The organism is Klebsiella pneumoniae subsp. pneumoniae HS11286, assembly GCF_000240185.1.
Taxonomy (GTDB): Bacteria; Pseudomonadota; Gammaproteobacteria; order Enterobacterales; family Enterobacteriaceae; genus Klebsiella; species Klebsiella pneumoniae.
Map to the genome: position 1 here is coordinate 1,315,083 of NC_016845.1, position 13,092 is coordinate 1,328,174.

Here is a 13,092-nt window from a genome sequence, read left to right on the forward strand (position 1 = left end):
AGGCTTTGATTATGCTTTTTGAAGTACTGACGGGCTTTGTTGAATAAATCAGATTTCGGGTAAGTCTCCCCCGTAGCGGGTTGTGTTTTCAGGCAATACGCACGCTTTCAGGCATACCTGCTTTCGTCATTTTGTTCAGCGCTCGTACCAGGGCCATAGCCTCCGCAACCTGACCATCGTAGTCACGCAGCGTCAGTGAACCCCCGAACAGCTGTTTTACCCGGTACATCGCCGTTTCCGCTATCGAGCGACGGTTGTAATCTGTTGTCCATTTCCACCGCGCATTACTCCCGGTCATTCGCTGATTAGCCACTGCACGGTTACGGTCTGCATATTCACCGGGCCAGTAACCCGCACCTTTTCGGGGCGGGATAAGCGCGCTGATTTTCTTACGCCGCAGTTCATCGTGACAGAGCCGGGTATCGTAAGCTCCATCGGCGGCGGCTGACCTGATTTTCCGGTGGGTTTGCCGGATTAACCCGGGGAAGGCCTCTGAGTCCGTAACGTTGTTCAGCGACAGGTCAGCGCAGATGATTTCATGTGTTTTACTGTCAACTGCCAGATGCAGCTTACGCCATATACGACGGCGTTCCTGGCCATGCTTTTTGACTTTCCACTCGCCTTCACCGAAGACCTTCAGCCCGGTGGAATCAATTACCAGGTGTGCGATTTCACCCCGGGTGGGCGTTTTGAAACTGATATTAACCGACTTTGCCCGCCTGCTGACACAGCTGTAATCCGGGCAGCGTAGCGGAACGTTCATCAGAGAAAAAATGGAATCAATAAAGCCCTGCGCAGCGCGCAGGGTCAGCCTGAATACGCGTTTAATGACCAGCACAGTCGTGATGGCAAGGTCAGAATAGCGCTGAGGTCTGCCTCGTGAAGAAGGTGTTGCTGACTCATACCAGGCCTGAATAGCTTCATCATCCAGCCAGAAAGTTATGGAGCCACGGTTGATGAGGGCTTTATTGTAGGTGGGCCAGTTGGTGATTTTGAACTTTTGCTTTGCCACGGAACGGTCTGCGTTGTCGGGAAGATACGTGATCTGATCCTTCAACTCAGCAAAAGTTCGATTTATTCAACAAAACCGTACTGACGTAGAATCTAGGAATAAACCCGCCGACGACGAAGACGACGACGAGAAGGACAAGAAAAAAACGGCGGACGATGAGGACGACGACGAAGACAAGGACAAGAAGAAAACCGCCGAAGATGAAGACGATGAAGAAGACGACAAAGTCTCCAAAACGGCGATGGACTCTGCGATTCGTCTGGCAGCCGACAGCGCAACTAAAAAGGCTGCGGAAAACTTCCGGAAAATCCGTGAAGCAGAGCTGGTCGTCCGTCCGCTGATCGGCGACGTCGTTGCCATGGACTCAGCCGAAGATGTCTATCGCACCGCGCTTGAGCAAAGCGGTGTGGATATCTCCGGCGTTCACCCGTCCGCTTATCCGGCGATGGTCAAAATGGCGATCAGCCAGAAAGAAAATTCACGCCCTGTCATTGCGCAGGATTCCGCTTCCGTCAGTGAGTTCGAAAAAGCATTCCCGACCGCTGGCAAACTGAAACGAGGTTAACATGGCAGGTTTTCAGACACGAATTAACCAGTATCCGGCCCCCGGCGTCGAAGGGGCCTTTGCTGGCACCAACCCTCACGCGACCTATCAGGCTGGCGAGGGCGCTCTGGTTGCTGGTGAGGACGGCCTGACTGTCGGCCGCTTCGCCTGGGCTGTTGACGGTGTGGCTTCCAATGCCGGTAGCGGTGTTCCGTCTGGCTTTGTCCATCGTGATGGGCAGGCGTCGATCACCATCTGGCTCGGCCAGGCATCCATGCTTATCCAGCCCGGCCGCGAAATCACCCTGATGGTAGCCGGTGACTTCTGGGCCAAAACGTCAACCGCTGCCACCCGCGGGCAGAAGGTTTTTGCATCCCTGACCACCGGTGAGGTGCAAGTAGCCGCAGCCGGCGCAACCGTGGCCGGTTTTATCGAGACCGCATTCTATGCCGCAAGCGATTGTGACGCTGGCGAGCTGGTCAAAATCAGCACCTGGAGCAAGTAATGAACGAATTTCAGCGACACTACGCCGCAGCCAGCGGGAAATATGGCATTGTGCTGCCCGGCGCAAAGGACTACCTGAAGCCGGAGTTTGCGGAGAATTTCGCGCTGGCGATGGATGCCCAGCCGCAAATGGTCACAGCGAATAACGCCGGTATCCCGGCCTACTTCACTAACTACGTCGATCCGGAACTTATCCGCGTTCTCGTAACGCCGATGAAAGCCGCAGAGATTATCGGTGAAGTGAAAAAAGGCGACTGGACGACGCTGACCTCGCAGTTCCCGATCGTCGAGTCGACTGGTGAAACCAGCGCTTACGGCGACTTCAACAACAACGGCATGACGTCAGCCAACGTTAACTGGGTACCGCGCCAGTCATTCCATTATCAGACTCACACTCGATGGGGTGAGCGCGAGCTGGACATGTACGGCGCCGGGCGTATCGGCTATGCCGCCGAGCTTAATGTGGCCTCTGCACTTGTGCTGAACAAGTTCCAGAACAAGTCCTACTTCTACGGCATCGCCGGGCTGGAAAACTACGGTCTGCTCAACGATCCGTCTCTGAGCGCTCCGGTTACTCCGGCGGCGACTGGTTCCGGCGGTAGCGTTACCTGGGCAACGAAAGACGGGCAGGCTGTATATGACGACATTTCCGGTCGCCTCTATAAGCAGCTGGTTTCTCAGACCAAAGGCCTCGTAGAGCGTACCGATCGCATGGTGCTCGGCATGTCGCCGGAAATGGAAGTCAACCTGACCAAGACGAACCAGTACAACGTGAACGTCACCGATCAGCTGAAGAAAAACTTCCCGAACCTGCGTATCGAAACCGCTGTTGAATACAGCACCGACGCAGGTGAGCTTGTGCAGCTGATCGTTGAGCGGCTGGGTGAGCAGGACACCGCTTACGCAGCATTCACGGAGAAGATGCGCGCACACGCTGTCGTGGTGGAAGAGTCTTCCTGGCGGCAGAAAAAATCCGGTGGCACCTGGGGTGCAATCATTCGTCAACCGCTGGGCATTGCCAGCATGATCGGGGTGTAACATGGCCGAAACAGTAACTGTAGGATGCAAACTGCCGAACGGCCTGATCCTGGAGCAGGGCGGGTACAAAGTGGAGCTTAACGGCTCCAACTCCTCTCTCGTTTTCGGCGGCTACGGCCTGACCGAAAACGTGGACAAGGAAGCCTTTGAGGCGTGGCTGGCCGTACATGCTGATCAGCCCTATGTTCGCAAAGAGCTGGTGTTTGCCCAGGCGAAAACCAGCAGCGCCCAGGCGAAAGCGAATGAAAACGCTTCGGAGAAAACCGGTCTGGAAGGTCTGGATCAGAACAACCCGGCCCCGGGCGTTGAGAAGGCGGACAAAAAATAATGGCGATCGTTGTCTTTGATGTTGCCGCATTTCGTGAGCGTTATCCGGAGTTCGATGCCGTAAGTGAAACGCTGCTTAATGCGTACTTCACGGAGGCAACGATTTACCTTGATAACACGGACCGCAGCCTGGTTGCGGATGTTGATGTCCGCGCCGTCTTCTTGAATATGCTGGTTGCTCACATCGCGGCTTTGAATTCAGGCGTAAACGGCGAGAAGGCTTCTGGTCTGGTAGGTCGGGTCGCAAGCGCATCGGAGGGGTCTGTATCGGTTTCGACTGATGCGGGGCCTTCCAGCGCGTCATCGTGGTGGTATCTACAGACGCCATACGGTGCAGCTTACTGGCAAGCTACGGCCCCTTATCGCACTGTGCGATATGTCCCTGGGTCCTCTCCTTCGATGTACCCTGGCCATTATAACCGCCGCTCTTTCATCCCGAGGTAGCTATGGATGGAATGTCAGGCGGCGATAAGCTGATGGAGCACCTGCAGTCGATCGCAAAGGGGCTGTCCTCTGGCGATGATTTGAAGGTGGGGTTCCTTGAGGGGGCTAAGTACCCAGACGGGACGCCGGTAGCACTTGTGGCAGCCACCAACGAATTTGGTGGCACTGTAAAAATCCCGGCGCATACCCGGGATTTGAACTTTTACGTTCGCCGTGACGGTGTTTCGCGCTTCGCAAAGCCATCAAAGGCCAATTTCGCGCAGTCAGTAATGATACCCGAGCATATCGTTACGATCCCATCCCGACCGTACTTCAGGAAGACCATTTCTGAACATGGTCCTGAGTGGGGAGGAGAGCTCGGGAAGCTCATGAAGGCAAACGATTTTGACGCCAGCAAAAGCCTGGCGCTGATGGGTGAGCGGATCAAAGGGCAGATTCAGTCGTCAATCATCGCCTTTTCTGAGCCGCCGAACGCAAAAAGCACGGTCGACAAAAAAGGGTTTAATGACCCATTAATCGACTCGGCCCACATGCTGAACTCGGTCGACTACGAGGTGAAAGAGTGAATCTTCATTCCATAGTGCGAAGCGCCATTAGCGCGGTTAATCCTCGCGTCGAGGCGCAGATTTACCGCTCGATCGGACCAATCAAAAACCCGGATTACTCGACTTCTCCTGGCTTCGCGCCGCCGGTAACGATGATGGTGCAAAAGCAGGCGCTGAGTCAGGCTGATATCAGGCACATGGATAACATGAATATCCAGGGTGTGCTGGTCAGTATCTGGACGGATGGCAACTGGTGCGGGATTAACAGGGATCGGCAGCAGGGCGGCGATAAGTTCGTTATCGGCGATGAAACATGGCTGGTTGTGGATGTTCCTGAAATCTGGCCGGACTGGACGAGGGTTATCGCATGTCAACAATTGACGTAGGCCTGCAGGTCACTGAAAGCGATCTGTTTAAGGCGACTGGCGATTTCCTTTCTGTCCTCTTCCCGGATGCAGAGATCACGCAGACTCAGCAAAATCAGACCCCCATGCCGAAAGGCGGTTTCATTACCATGACTCCGCTTTTTCTGACTGACCTCTCAACCAGTGCTGTCAATTACGAGTATGACGGCGTTAGCGATTACTGGCGGGCAGAACTTCGCCGCGTTGATGAATGGCAATGTCAGCTCGATTTCTACGGAGATCAGGCGCAAAACAATGCCAGCATCTTTTCGCGTATTGCCCGTTCCGAATTCGCATGCACCTGGTTCAGGGAAAACGCGAATGTCCTGGTACCGCTTTATTCCGGCCCCCCGCGGCAAACCTCGATGATCAACGGCGAGAAACAGTGGGAATCCCGCTGGACGCTTGAATTCCACGCAAACCCGCTGATTGTCGTCAGCGTTCCTCAGCAGTTTATGACAGGCGCAGATGTGATATCGCAGCCGGTCGACGTGAGATTTCCTCCGGAGAAATAATAAATGGCAATTTCGCTATCAAAAATCGCCCAGATGCTTCCCGGCGTACTGAAGGCGACAGGGACAGCTATTGATCTCAATGGCCTGTTCCTGACCGACAGCGCATACGCGCCGGTTGGTGCAGTACCCTCATTTTCCAGTGCGGATGAGGTAAAGGCGTACTTCGGCAGCGCGTCGATTGAGTACACCGCCGCGGTGCTGTATTTCGCCGCATTCACCGGTAAAACGCAGATGCCTGGCAAGCTGTATTTTAGCCGATTCAATACCGCAGCAGTGGCGGCATTCCTTCGTTCCGGGTCGCACGCCGCGACCACGCTGGCACAGCTCAAGTTGCTTTCGGGTACGCTGACTCTGACCGTTGACGGCACGGAGGAGACTTCTGCGGCTATCAACCTCAGCGGCGCGACCAGTTTTGATAACGCGGCAGAGCTGATTGAAACCGGCATTGGCTCCTCGGTTGTAGTGACCTGGGATAGCGTTCTGAAGAAATTCATCATCGCCTCTGCCACCACAGGCGTGGATAGCACCATTACCTTTGCCGATGAAGGTACGCTGGCCACAGGCCTTAAACTGACCGAAGCGACCGGCGCGGTGATCTCTCAGGGGGCGGCGCCGGCAGTGGTTGACGATATCTTTACTGCCATTCTGGCCAAAGAGCAGGACTGGGTAACATTCTCCACGACGTTCGCTGTCACCAAAGACCAGGCTAATGCGTTTGCGCTCTGGACAAACAGTCAGAACCACCGCTTTGCCTATGTCCCATGGGACGCATCAGGAACGGCAATCGTGGCGGGAAGCTCGAATGCACTGGTGTATGACATCATCAACACCTACGCCTATAACGATACCTGCCCGGTGTATGGTTACCCGAACCACGCAGCAAACGCGATGGGGTTTGTGGCCGCGCTGAACTTCACGCAGGCCAATGGGCGCTGTTCGCTGAATGGTCGTCAGGTGTCCGGCCTGCTGCCGATGATCAGTAACGATACTGATTACGAGGCGGCCAAGGCCAACGGTTATAACTTCTACGGCAACTATGCCTCGAATGCAGTCGAAACCAACCAGTGGGCGCCCGGCTCTATTACCGGTGATTACGCCTGGCTTGACGCATGGGCTGGTCAGGTATGGGTAAATGCTCAGCTTCAGGCGGCTCTTGTTGCGCTGTTCCAGCAGGCGAGCAATCTGCCGTACGCAACAGCCGGAAAAGCTCGCATTGAGTCGTGCATGAAGCCGACCGTTGAGCAATTCAGGGCGTGGGGTGGCATGACGGCGGGCACCGATCTTGACCAGTCGCAGATCGACCAGATTAACGCCATCGCTGGCGTCGATGTTACGGATTCGCTTCTGGCTGAAGGGTATTACATCTACATCGGCCCGTTCACCCCGGCAATGCGCGCCGCGCGTACCAAGCCAACGGTTTACTTCTGGTACACCGACGGCGGGATCATCCAGGGTATCACCGTTAACAGCACGGAGGTGCAGTAATGGCCGGTCAAAATATTACGTCGGCAGACGCCATCATTGAGCTGGTAATCGCTGAGCTCTACCCGTCAGGGTTTAACCTGGAGCAGTTCGAAGCGCAAAACATCTTCGAAATGGGTGATACCGATATGGCAGAGTACCAGCGTACTGCTGACGGTAAACTGCTGGGCGGTTTTGTTTATGGTGATCTGCCGTGGACATTCCATCTGGCTGCATCCTCACCGTCGATTAAGTACATCGACAACTGGCAAACCACGCAGATGACCACGCGGTCTGTGCTGCGTGTCAATGGTACAGTGATCCTGCCATCGCTGGGTAAAAAGTACATCATGACCAACGGCATCCTGCAGCGCGCGCGCCGTATGCCATCTGCCGGCCGTGTGCTTCAGCCGGTAACTGGGCTTATCCAGTGGGAAACTGTCACCCCGGCAGGCTATTCAGCGTAAACAATCAGCCCGGCCAAGTCCGGGCTTTTTTATATCAGAAATAAACCTCCTGCGCGTCGCAGCGCATTTAACTCCCGAGTCTTTCAGAAAGCTGAGCCTGAGAAATGCCGTATAGGTGCGGACCTTCTCGGGGCGGCATTTCTGTGCGAACAGGCTCATCTTTCTAAAGGAAATACCGCAATGTCATACCCAACAGTTGTTAACGGACTTGATTTCCGTGACCTCATTTTTGTTGCTGACAACGACCCGGTAACTGACTCGTTTATGGTGGCGAAGGCATTTGGAAAGTTGCCTAAAAACGTAATTCGCGACATTGAGCGAACTATCGAGTCCTGCCCGCCGGAGTTCGATACAAAACTCAATTTTGAGCTTTGCTATAAAAACAATGAGTTGCAGAACGGTAAGCCGCAGAAGTTCTATCGGCTCCGTAAAGATGGATTGATGCTTCTGGTTATGTCCTACACCAAAAAAGAGGCGATGCGTATCAAGATCGCCTACATCAACGCCTTCAACTGGATGTACGCGATGCTTCAGGTTGGGCGGCGCCAGTTTGAAGAAGAGCGTAACGCCGTCATGCTGGAGTTCCTGAAAGAGAAGGATGTTGCCAGTATGTCTGGTCGCCTGTTACGCCGGTGGGGGAAAGAGAAGAAGCCCCAGCTACTTTCACGCATTGAGCAACTGGACAAGCAAGGCCAGTTGGCATTGCCCGGTTTTCCTGGTGCGCTTACCGAATCATGAAAACCACAAATTCGTGGTTTTTGAATGGCCCACTACGGTGGGCTTTTTTATTGCCAGATCACTCATTCAGGAAACAAAAATGGCTCGTAAAAGCATCGTATTCACGGTTGAAGCAGATAACCGTGACAAGGGTAAGCAGTTCAAAATCACCGAAATGCCGGCGAGAAAGGCCGAAGAGTGGGCGATCCGTCTGGCGTGTGCCGTGATTGGCGCCGGCGTTACCGTTCCCGACAATATGATGATGGCCATCGGTGCTGCGGTGGCGCCGGCCCCAGCCGAGGATAACGCAGAAGCTCGCGAGCTGTACGAAAGCGTGATGGCCAGCGGTATGGCCGGACTCGCTCAGTGGGGTATCACTTCACTGGCTAAAGTTCCGTTCGCACAGTCTAAGCCTCTGCTTGATGAGTTGCTTGGCTGCGTGAAATTCCTCGGGGGTAACGGTATCGAGACAGCGCTTGTTGACGAAGGGCAGATCGAAGAAATTAGCACCTGGTCGCGCCTGAAAATCGAAGCCTTCAAACTCCATATCGCTTTTGTAGCAGCCACCGCAAGTTAGAAATCCCCTTATCCGTTCCTGAAGATTCAGATCGCGGCTTTATACAGTATGCGAATGTACCGCGCACCATCGCCGCGGTGATCTCCGGGAAAATGGCGACACTCCACGAACTGGACACCTTATACAGCGTCCAGGATATGTGGTGGCTGATTGAAATAATGACCGTGGATAACACCAACAGAGCCATAGCGGAGAGTGATCATGGCAGCAACGGTAATTGACGCCCTCCTGATTACGCTGGGCCTTGATACGTCTGACTTCCGTAAGGGGCAGAAAGACGTTAGCGACGACCTCAAGAAGCAGCGTGAGGATGCGAAAAAAACTGCCAAGGAAATGGCGGAGCAGGGCAAGAAAGCCGCTTCGTTCTTCAGCAGCATAAAGACGGAATTGCTGGCACTGACTGGCGTTACCGTCACTGCCGGCGGCCTGATGAGCCTTGTTAAAAATACCACGTCTAGCCTGATGGACCTTTCCATTCAGTCAAAGGCTCTTGGCATGACAGCCAGGGAACTAGATGGTTTCGGAAAGGCTGCAGAATCAGCCGGAAGCTCTTTTGAGAGGATAACGGCCGCCTTGCAGGGTTTTCAGGCTGCAAAGCAAGGCTCTCTATTTGGGGATACCAGCAGCCCGATCTTTAGCGGCATGCGAATGCTTACGGCGTTAACTGGCGATACTTTTGACGTCTATTCAAAGGATGCCAAGTCACTCGCAAGGTCTTATCTGGAGTCACTCAGGAAAGTCAAAGACCCAAACATTCGGCGCCAGATTGGTGCTATGGGTGGGTTCGATGATGCGACCATTCAGCGAAACCAGGAGGGTAGATTTCTTCCGGATGTTGACCGCTTAACAAAAAGCTCTGGAATAACTGACGCCTCTGTTAAGGGGGCGAAAGAGTTTACAGAAGCATGGGTGGTGCTCAACCAGAACCTCGAAACCACTAAAAACCAGTTTTACACGTTCCTTATTCCGTATGTGCGTGAGTTTAATGGCGTTCTTCTTCAGTTATCAAACTGGATGAAATCTCATCCAGATGAGATGAGACAAAAGGTCGAGTCCTTCTTTGGCGCCATTGAGAGCGGAGCTAAGGTGGCAGATAACGCTGCGAGATCTGTTGGTGGTTGGGAAAACGCGATCAAGCTACTCATCGGCTTAAAGGTTGCGACATGGGTGATGGGAATCACAAAGGCTTTTACTGGATTGTTCGCCCTCACACCACCTGCGTGGTTTGTCGCTGCCAGTGCTGTGGGTGTAGGGGCTTATCAGAACATATCCAATGCCGCAACCAAAGCAGACCATACTGATTCTCTTTGGGAATCAATAAAACAGCGCTGGTCTGCAGGTGGTTGGTATAACAATCAGCAAAATATACAAGCTCTATCACCGGAGCAAAGAAAGAAAGATCAGGATGAGCGCTCATTCTGGGAATCAACTAAAAATCTTCTTTCACAGGCTGTGAATGCATTAATTTCTCCGGCTGGGGCAGCATCCATGCAGCCAAATATTGTTGGCGGCTACCAGCCAAATGTCCCGCTTAACGCGCAGGCCGCTCGCCTTGGCACCAAAGGAAAGGCATTTCTTCAGGCAATGGCTGGCGAATTCGGGGCGCTGGAAGGTAAATATGGACTTCCGGCCGGACTGCTGTCTTCGGTAGCTGCTACTGAATCAGGTGGGGACCCGTTCGCAGTATCCCCCAAAGGGGCGAAAGGCCCATTCCAGTTTATGGATGGAACTGCCAGAGACTTGGGTTTGAAGGGGATGGACGTTTATGACCCCCATAAGTCAGCTGATGCCGCTGCAAGATACCTGCGCTATCTGCTGGATGCTACTGGTGGCGATCTGGAAAAAACTCTTGCCTCCTATAACTGGGGGCTCGGAAACGTCCAGAAGAAAGGCATGGATAACCTGCCGTCGGAAACTCGCAATTACGTCCCCAAAGTCATGGCCGGAATGCGCCCCGGCGCCGGGATGGCCGTAGACCGCGCGATGCCGGGTCAGGCTGGCGGTGTTTATAACTTTTATGGCACCAAAATCACCACTCAGGCCCAGAACGTGGAACAGCTTACCAGCGACATCAAAAAGCACGGCGACAACCGCGTCATGCTAATGGCTGGCTACTCAGGACAATAACTCATGTCGTTTTCTCTGAATGTCTCGACAGTGCTATCCGCCATTCAGGGAGGAAGCCTGTTATCCGTCCTTAACAGCGCCCTGTCGCCAACCTACCGGATCACCTATAACACCGTTGACAAGTCGCTTTTGACGGCTGCAGCCGGGCAGGAGGTTTTCGCTCCTTCCGGCTGGGTTAGCGTTGATCGCTACGGTGATGCTAACGTGACGAAGGGGCCGGTTGAAAATGGGCAGTATACTTCGTACAACAAGGTCCGGCAGCCATCGGAATTAAGGGTGATCCTGGCACTTGAGGGATGGACTGCATATACAGGTGCGCTTCCAAACCTGACAAACTTATCTCTTCTTAGCCGAAGTAATTTCATTCAGAAGCTGGATGAGATGAAAAACACGGCCAGCACCTACAACATCGAGACGCCTGACACGGTGTATTACAGCTACGATCTTACCCACTTCGATTACTTTGTGGGTTCGTATCGCGGGCAGACGTTGTTGATGGCGAACTGCACCTTCGAAGAGATAATGGATAGCGGTGAAGTAATTATCGCTAACGGGGTTTCCGGTAAGGTTCCGACAGATAACGACAAAACAAACAATAAGGGCGCTGCAAAAACAGAGGTAATCACTGCTTCAACTAAAGAAGTAACGCTTACTGACGCAAAAAACGCGTGGACAAGCGGGAATACATCGCTATCAAGCGCCCTTGATCTTACCGGGAGTGCCATAGTTTCAGGTGTCAATTCTGCGGCCAAATCGGTATCTCAAGTATGGGATAACTCATCAACAGCGGTCGCAAAACAGATCAAAAGCACGGTGGCTGATTTTCTTAAAAATAAGGTGATGTGACATGCAGGAAATTAGCTTATCACCGTCACTATCTCAAAAGGTCTATGTCACGCTTGGTGGCCAGAACTGCGCAATAAAGCTTCATCAGCGCTCAACTGGATTCTACATAGACCTGTACGTTGATGACACTGCAATTATGCAGGGTGTTCTCTGCCTTAACTGTATATACCTTGTCAGATATAAGTATCTTGGATTTAATGGCGATCTCATTTTTGTAGACACAAAAGGGGATTCGAATCCGGTTTATGACGAAATAGGAACACGCTTCAAACTTTACTATGCGACGAGTGATGAGGTGGGCCGATGAGTTACAAGGAAAGAGAGATAACGGTTGAGTTTACTCTGGCCAATGGCACCTTTGACGGTAAAAAAGGTAACACGCTCATAGCCGAAAATTTCAAGTGCGAGCTTTCTGTTTCGGCTTATGGGGGGGCTACCGGGACGATGATGGAGCTTAGCCTATGGGGCTTATCCCTTGATAACATGGCTAAATTGACCACCAACTCCGAGAAATTCTTCGGTGAGCAGCAAAACGCCATACGGGTTTTTACTGGAGATGTTTGCGTGTTTATGGGCACGATAATATCTGCCAGGGTAAATCTGAATCAGATGCCTGATGCTCCGATTGAAATAACGGCCTCAGCTATTGGAAAGGAAAAGCTTGTCGTATGCGAGCCAACTTCAATTGAAGGTGAAGCTTCTGTCTCTGATATGATAAAAGCACTGGCCTCTAAGGTGGATTTGAAGTTCGTAAACGTTGATGTTAAATCGGTGCATAGCAACCCCTATTATGAGGGAAATGCTATTGAGCAAATTCAGAAAATTGCGGCCGACCATAATATCATCGCAGATATAGACTTTGGGACGGTTACAATCTACACAGGGAAAAGCCCTATTGACTCTGTAGTTCCATTTATATCCCCAGAGAATGGATTAATTGGCTACCCTATTTTTTATGATATTGGTATAAATTTTCGCTGCATTTATTCACCATCAATAAAGCTGGCTCGAAAAATAAAACTGGAAACCTCTCTCCCTCATGCAAGCGGGGATTGGATAGTCCAGTATGGAACCACTCATTACTTGTCATGCAGGGTCCCCGGTGGTCTGTGGGAAACGTTCGTTGTAGCTTATCCGGGATTTGTATTTGGAGTATGAAATGCTTACCAAGCAAAAGCCTAGTGACATGTCGTGCCAGGGGAACGCTGTTCTTTCGCTTATAGCCGGAGCCATAAAGGGCTGCGTATTTGCCGATATCGTTTTAGTCAAAAAAGTGAATGGGAAGACCCTTACCGTTTTTCCTCTGGTTACTGGAACAAACGCTTCTGGCGGATCAATTGAAAACCAGGATGTTTACAATGTTCCATTCATTCAGTACCAGGCTGGAAATAGTTCGGTAAAAATGACGCCCAGAGTAGGTGATATTGGCTTGGTGATTGCCTGTGATAAAGACATCACAAATGTGAAAAAAACTAAAGGCGGAGGCCCTCCACCAACTCAGCGGCGCCACTCTTACTCGGATGCTGTTTACATCACGGCTATAGCCAGTTTGAACGATGAACCC

Annotated in this window: 15 protein-coding genes; 14 read left to right on the forward strand and 1 reads right to left on the reverse strand. The window is 52.4% G+C overall.

Annotation, left to right across the window (positions count from 1 at the left end):
• Positions 1 to 88: 88 nt before the first annotated feature.
• Positions 89 to 1,057, reverse strand: a complete 969-nt coding sequence (locus tag KPHS_12710) for a transposase InsC for insertion sequence IS903 (protein ID YP_005225571.1) — start codon at positions 1,055 to 1,057, stop codon at positions 89 to 91.
• Positions 1,058 to 1,253: 196 nt separating this feature from the next.
• On the opposite strand from KPHS_12710, the gene KPHS_12720 reads away from it, so the two are divergent.
• From KPHS_12720 to KPHS_12850, 14 genes are all read left to right on the forward strand, one after another.
• The gene (locus tag KPHS_12720) at positions 1,254 to 1,577 is read left to right on the forward strand and encodes a hypothetical protein (protein YP_005225572.1); all 324 of its coding nucleotides are present in this window, start codon (positions 1,254 to 1,256) and stop codon (positions 1,575 to 1,577) included.
• 1 nt (position 1,578) lies between these two features.
• Positions 1,579 to 2,061 carry a hypothetical protein gene (locus KPHS_12730; protein ID YP_005225573.1) on the forward strand — a complete coding sequence of 161 codons (483 nt, stop codon included), beginning with the start codon at positions 1,579 to 1,581 and terminating at the stop codon, positions 2,059 to 2,061.
• Positions 2,061 to 3,098 (forward strand): DUF2184 domain-containing protein, encoded by a 1,038-nt coding sequence (locus tag KPHS_12740; protein YP_005225574.1) that lies wholly within the window; start codon positions 2,061 to 2,063, stop codon positions 3,096 to 3,098. Before KPHS_12730 ends, KPHS_12740 begins: the two co-directional genes overlap by 1 nt.
• 1 nt (position 3,099) lies before the next feature.
• Positions 3,100 to 3,426 carry a hypothetical protein gene (locus tag KPHS_12750; RefSeq protein YP_005225575.1) on the forward strand — a complete coding sequence of 109 codons (327 nt, stop codon included), beginning with the start codon at positions 3,100 to 3,102 and terminating at the stop codon, positions 3,424 to 3,426.
• Between the two features lie 445 nt (positions 3,427 to 3,871).
• Positions 3,872 to 4,435 (forward strand): hypothetical protein, encoded by a 564-nt coding sequence (locus tag KPHS_12760; RefSeq protein YP_005225576.1) that lies wholly within the window; start codon positions 3,872 to 3,874, stop codon positions 4,433 to 4,435.
• Positions 4,436 to 4,566: 131 nt separating this feature from the next.
• Entirely contained in the window at positions 4,567 to 4,800 is a 234-nt protein-coding gene (locus KPHS_12770) for a hypothetical protein (protein ID YP_005225577.1), read from the forward strand.
• A complete protein-coding gene (locus KPHS_12780) occupies positions 4,782 to 5,333 on the forward strand; it encodes a hypothetical protein (protein YP_005225578.1) in 552 nt (183 codons plus the stop codon). Before KPHS_12770 ends, KPHS_12780 begins: the two co-directional genes overlap by 19 nt.
• 3 nt (positions 5,334 to 5,336) lie before the next feature.
• Positions 5,337 to 6,818: a DUF3383 domain-containing protein gene (locus KPHS_12790; protein ID YP_005225579.1), complete on the forward strand. Its 1,482-nt coding sequence runs from the start codon at positions 5,337 to 5,339 to the stop codon at positions 6,816 to 6,818.
• A complete protein-coding gene (locus KPHS_12800; protein YP_005225580.1) occupies positions 6,818 to 7,261 on the forward strand; it encodes a hypothetical protein in 444 nt (147 codons plus the stop codon). The genes KPHS_12790 and KPHS_12800 overlap by 1 nt, the downstream gene beginning before the upstream one ends.
• 180 nt (positions 7,262 to 7,441) lie before the next feature.
• Entirely contained in the window at positions 7,442 to 7,999 is a 558-nt protein-coding gene (locus KPHS_12810) for a Rha family transcriptional regulator (protein YP_005225581.1), read from the forward strand.
• 79 nt (positions 8,000 to 8,078) lie between these two features.
• Entirely contained in the window at positions 8,079 to 8,555 is a 477-nt protein-coding gene (locus KPHS_12820) for a hypothetical protein (RefSeq protein ID YP_005225582.1), read from the forward strand.
• Positions 8,556 to 8,632: 77 nt separating this feature from the next.
• Entirely contained in the window at positions 8,633 to 8,776 is a 144-nt protein-coding gene (locus KPHS_12830; protein YP_005225583.1) for a hypothetical protein, read from the forward strand.
• Positions 8,757 to 10,682, forward strand: a complete 1,926-nt coding sequence (locus tag KPHS_12840; RefSeq protein ID YP_005225584.1) for a transglycosylase — start codon at positions 8,757 to 8,759, stop codon at positions 10,680 to 10,682. The genes KPHS_12830 and KPHS_12840 overlap by 20 nt, the downstream gene beginning before the upstream one ends.
• A 3-nt stretch (positions 10,683 to 10,685) precedes the next feature.
• Positions 10,686 to 11,528, forward strand: coding sequence for a hypothetical protein (locus KPHS_12850; RefSeq protein YP_005225585.1), 843 nt, complete (start codon positions 10,686 to 10,688; stop codon positions 11,526 to 11,528).
• Positions 11,529 to 13,092: the final 1,564 nt, after the last annotated feature.

Coding starts and splice junctions, on each gene's coding strand:
- KPHS_12720 (YP_005225572.1), top strand. CDS start 1,254: ATGGACTCTGCGATTCGTCTGGCAGCCGACAGCGCAACTAAAAAGGCT.
- KPHS_12730 (YP_005225573.1), top strand. CDS start 1,579: ATGGCAGGTTTTCAGACACGAATTAACCAGTATCCGGCCCCCGGCGTC.
- KPHS_12740 (YP_005225574.1), top strand. CDS start 2,061: ATGAACGAATTTCAGCGACACTACGCCGCAGCCAGCGGGAAATATGGC.
- KPHS_12750 (YP_005225575.1), top strand. CDS start 3,100: ATGGCCGAAACAGTAACTGTAGGATGCAAACTGCCGAACGGCCTGATC.
- KPHS_12760 (YP_005225576.1), top strand. CDS start 3,872: ATGGATGGAATGTCAGGCGGCGATAAGCTGATGGAGCACCTGCAGTCG.
- KPHS_12770 (YP_005225577.1), top strand. CDS start 4,567: ATGATGGTGCAAAAGCAGGCGCTGAGTCAGGCTGATATCAGGCACATG.
- KPHS_12780 (YP_005225578.1), top strand. CDS start 4,782: ATGTCAACAATTGACGTAGGCCTGCAGGTCACTGAAAGCGATCTGTTT.
- KPHS_12790 (YP_005225579.1), top strand. CDS start 5,337: ATGGCAATTTCGCTATCAAAAATCGCCCAGATGCTTCCCGGCGTACTG.
- KPHS_12800 (YP_005225580.1), top strand. CDS start 6,818: ATGGCCGGTCAAAATATTACGTCGGCAGACGCCATCATTGAGCTGGTA.
- KPHS_12810 (YP_005225581.1), top strand. CDS start 7,442: ATGTCATACCCAACAGTTGTTAACGGACTTGATTTCCGTGACCTCATT.
- KPHS_12820 (YP_005225582.1), top strand. CDS start 8,079: ATGGCTCGTAAAAGCATCGTATTCACGGTTGAAGCAGATAACCGTGAC.
- KPHS_12840 (YP_005225584.1), top strand. CDS start 8,757: ATGGCAGCAACGGTAATTGACGCCCTCCTGATTACGCTGGGCCTTGAT.
- KPHS_12850 (YP_005225585.1), top strand. CDS start 10,686: ATGTCGTTTTCTCTGAATGTCTCGACAGTGCTATCCGCCATTCAGGGA.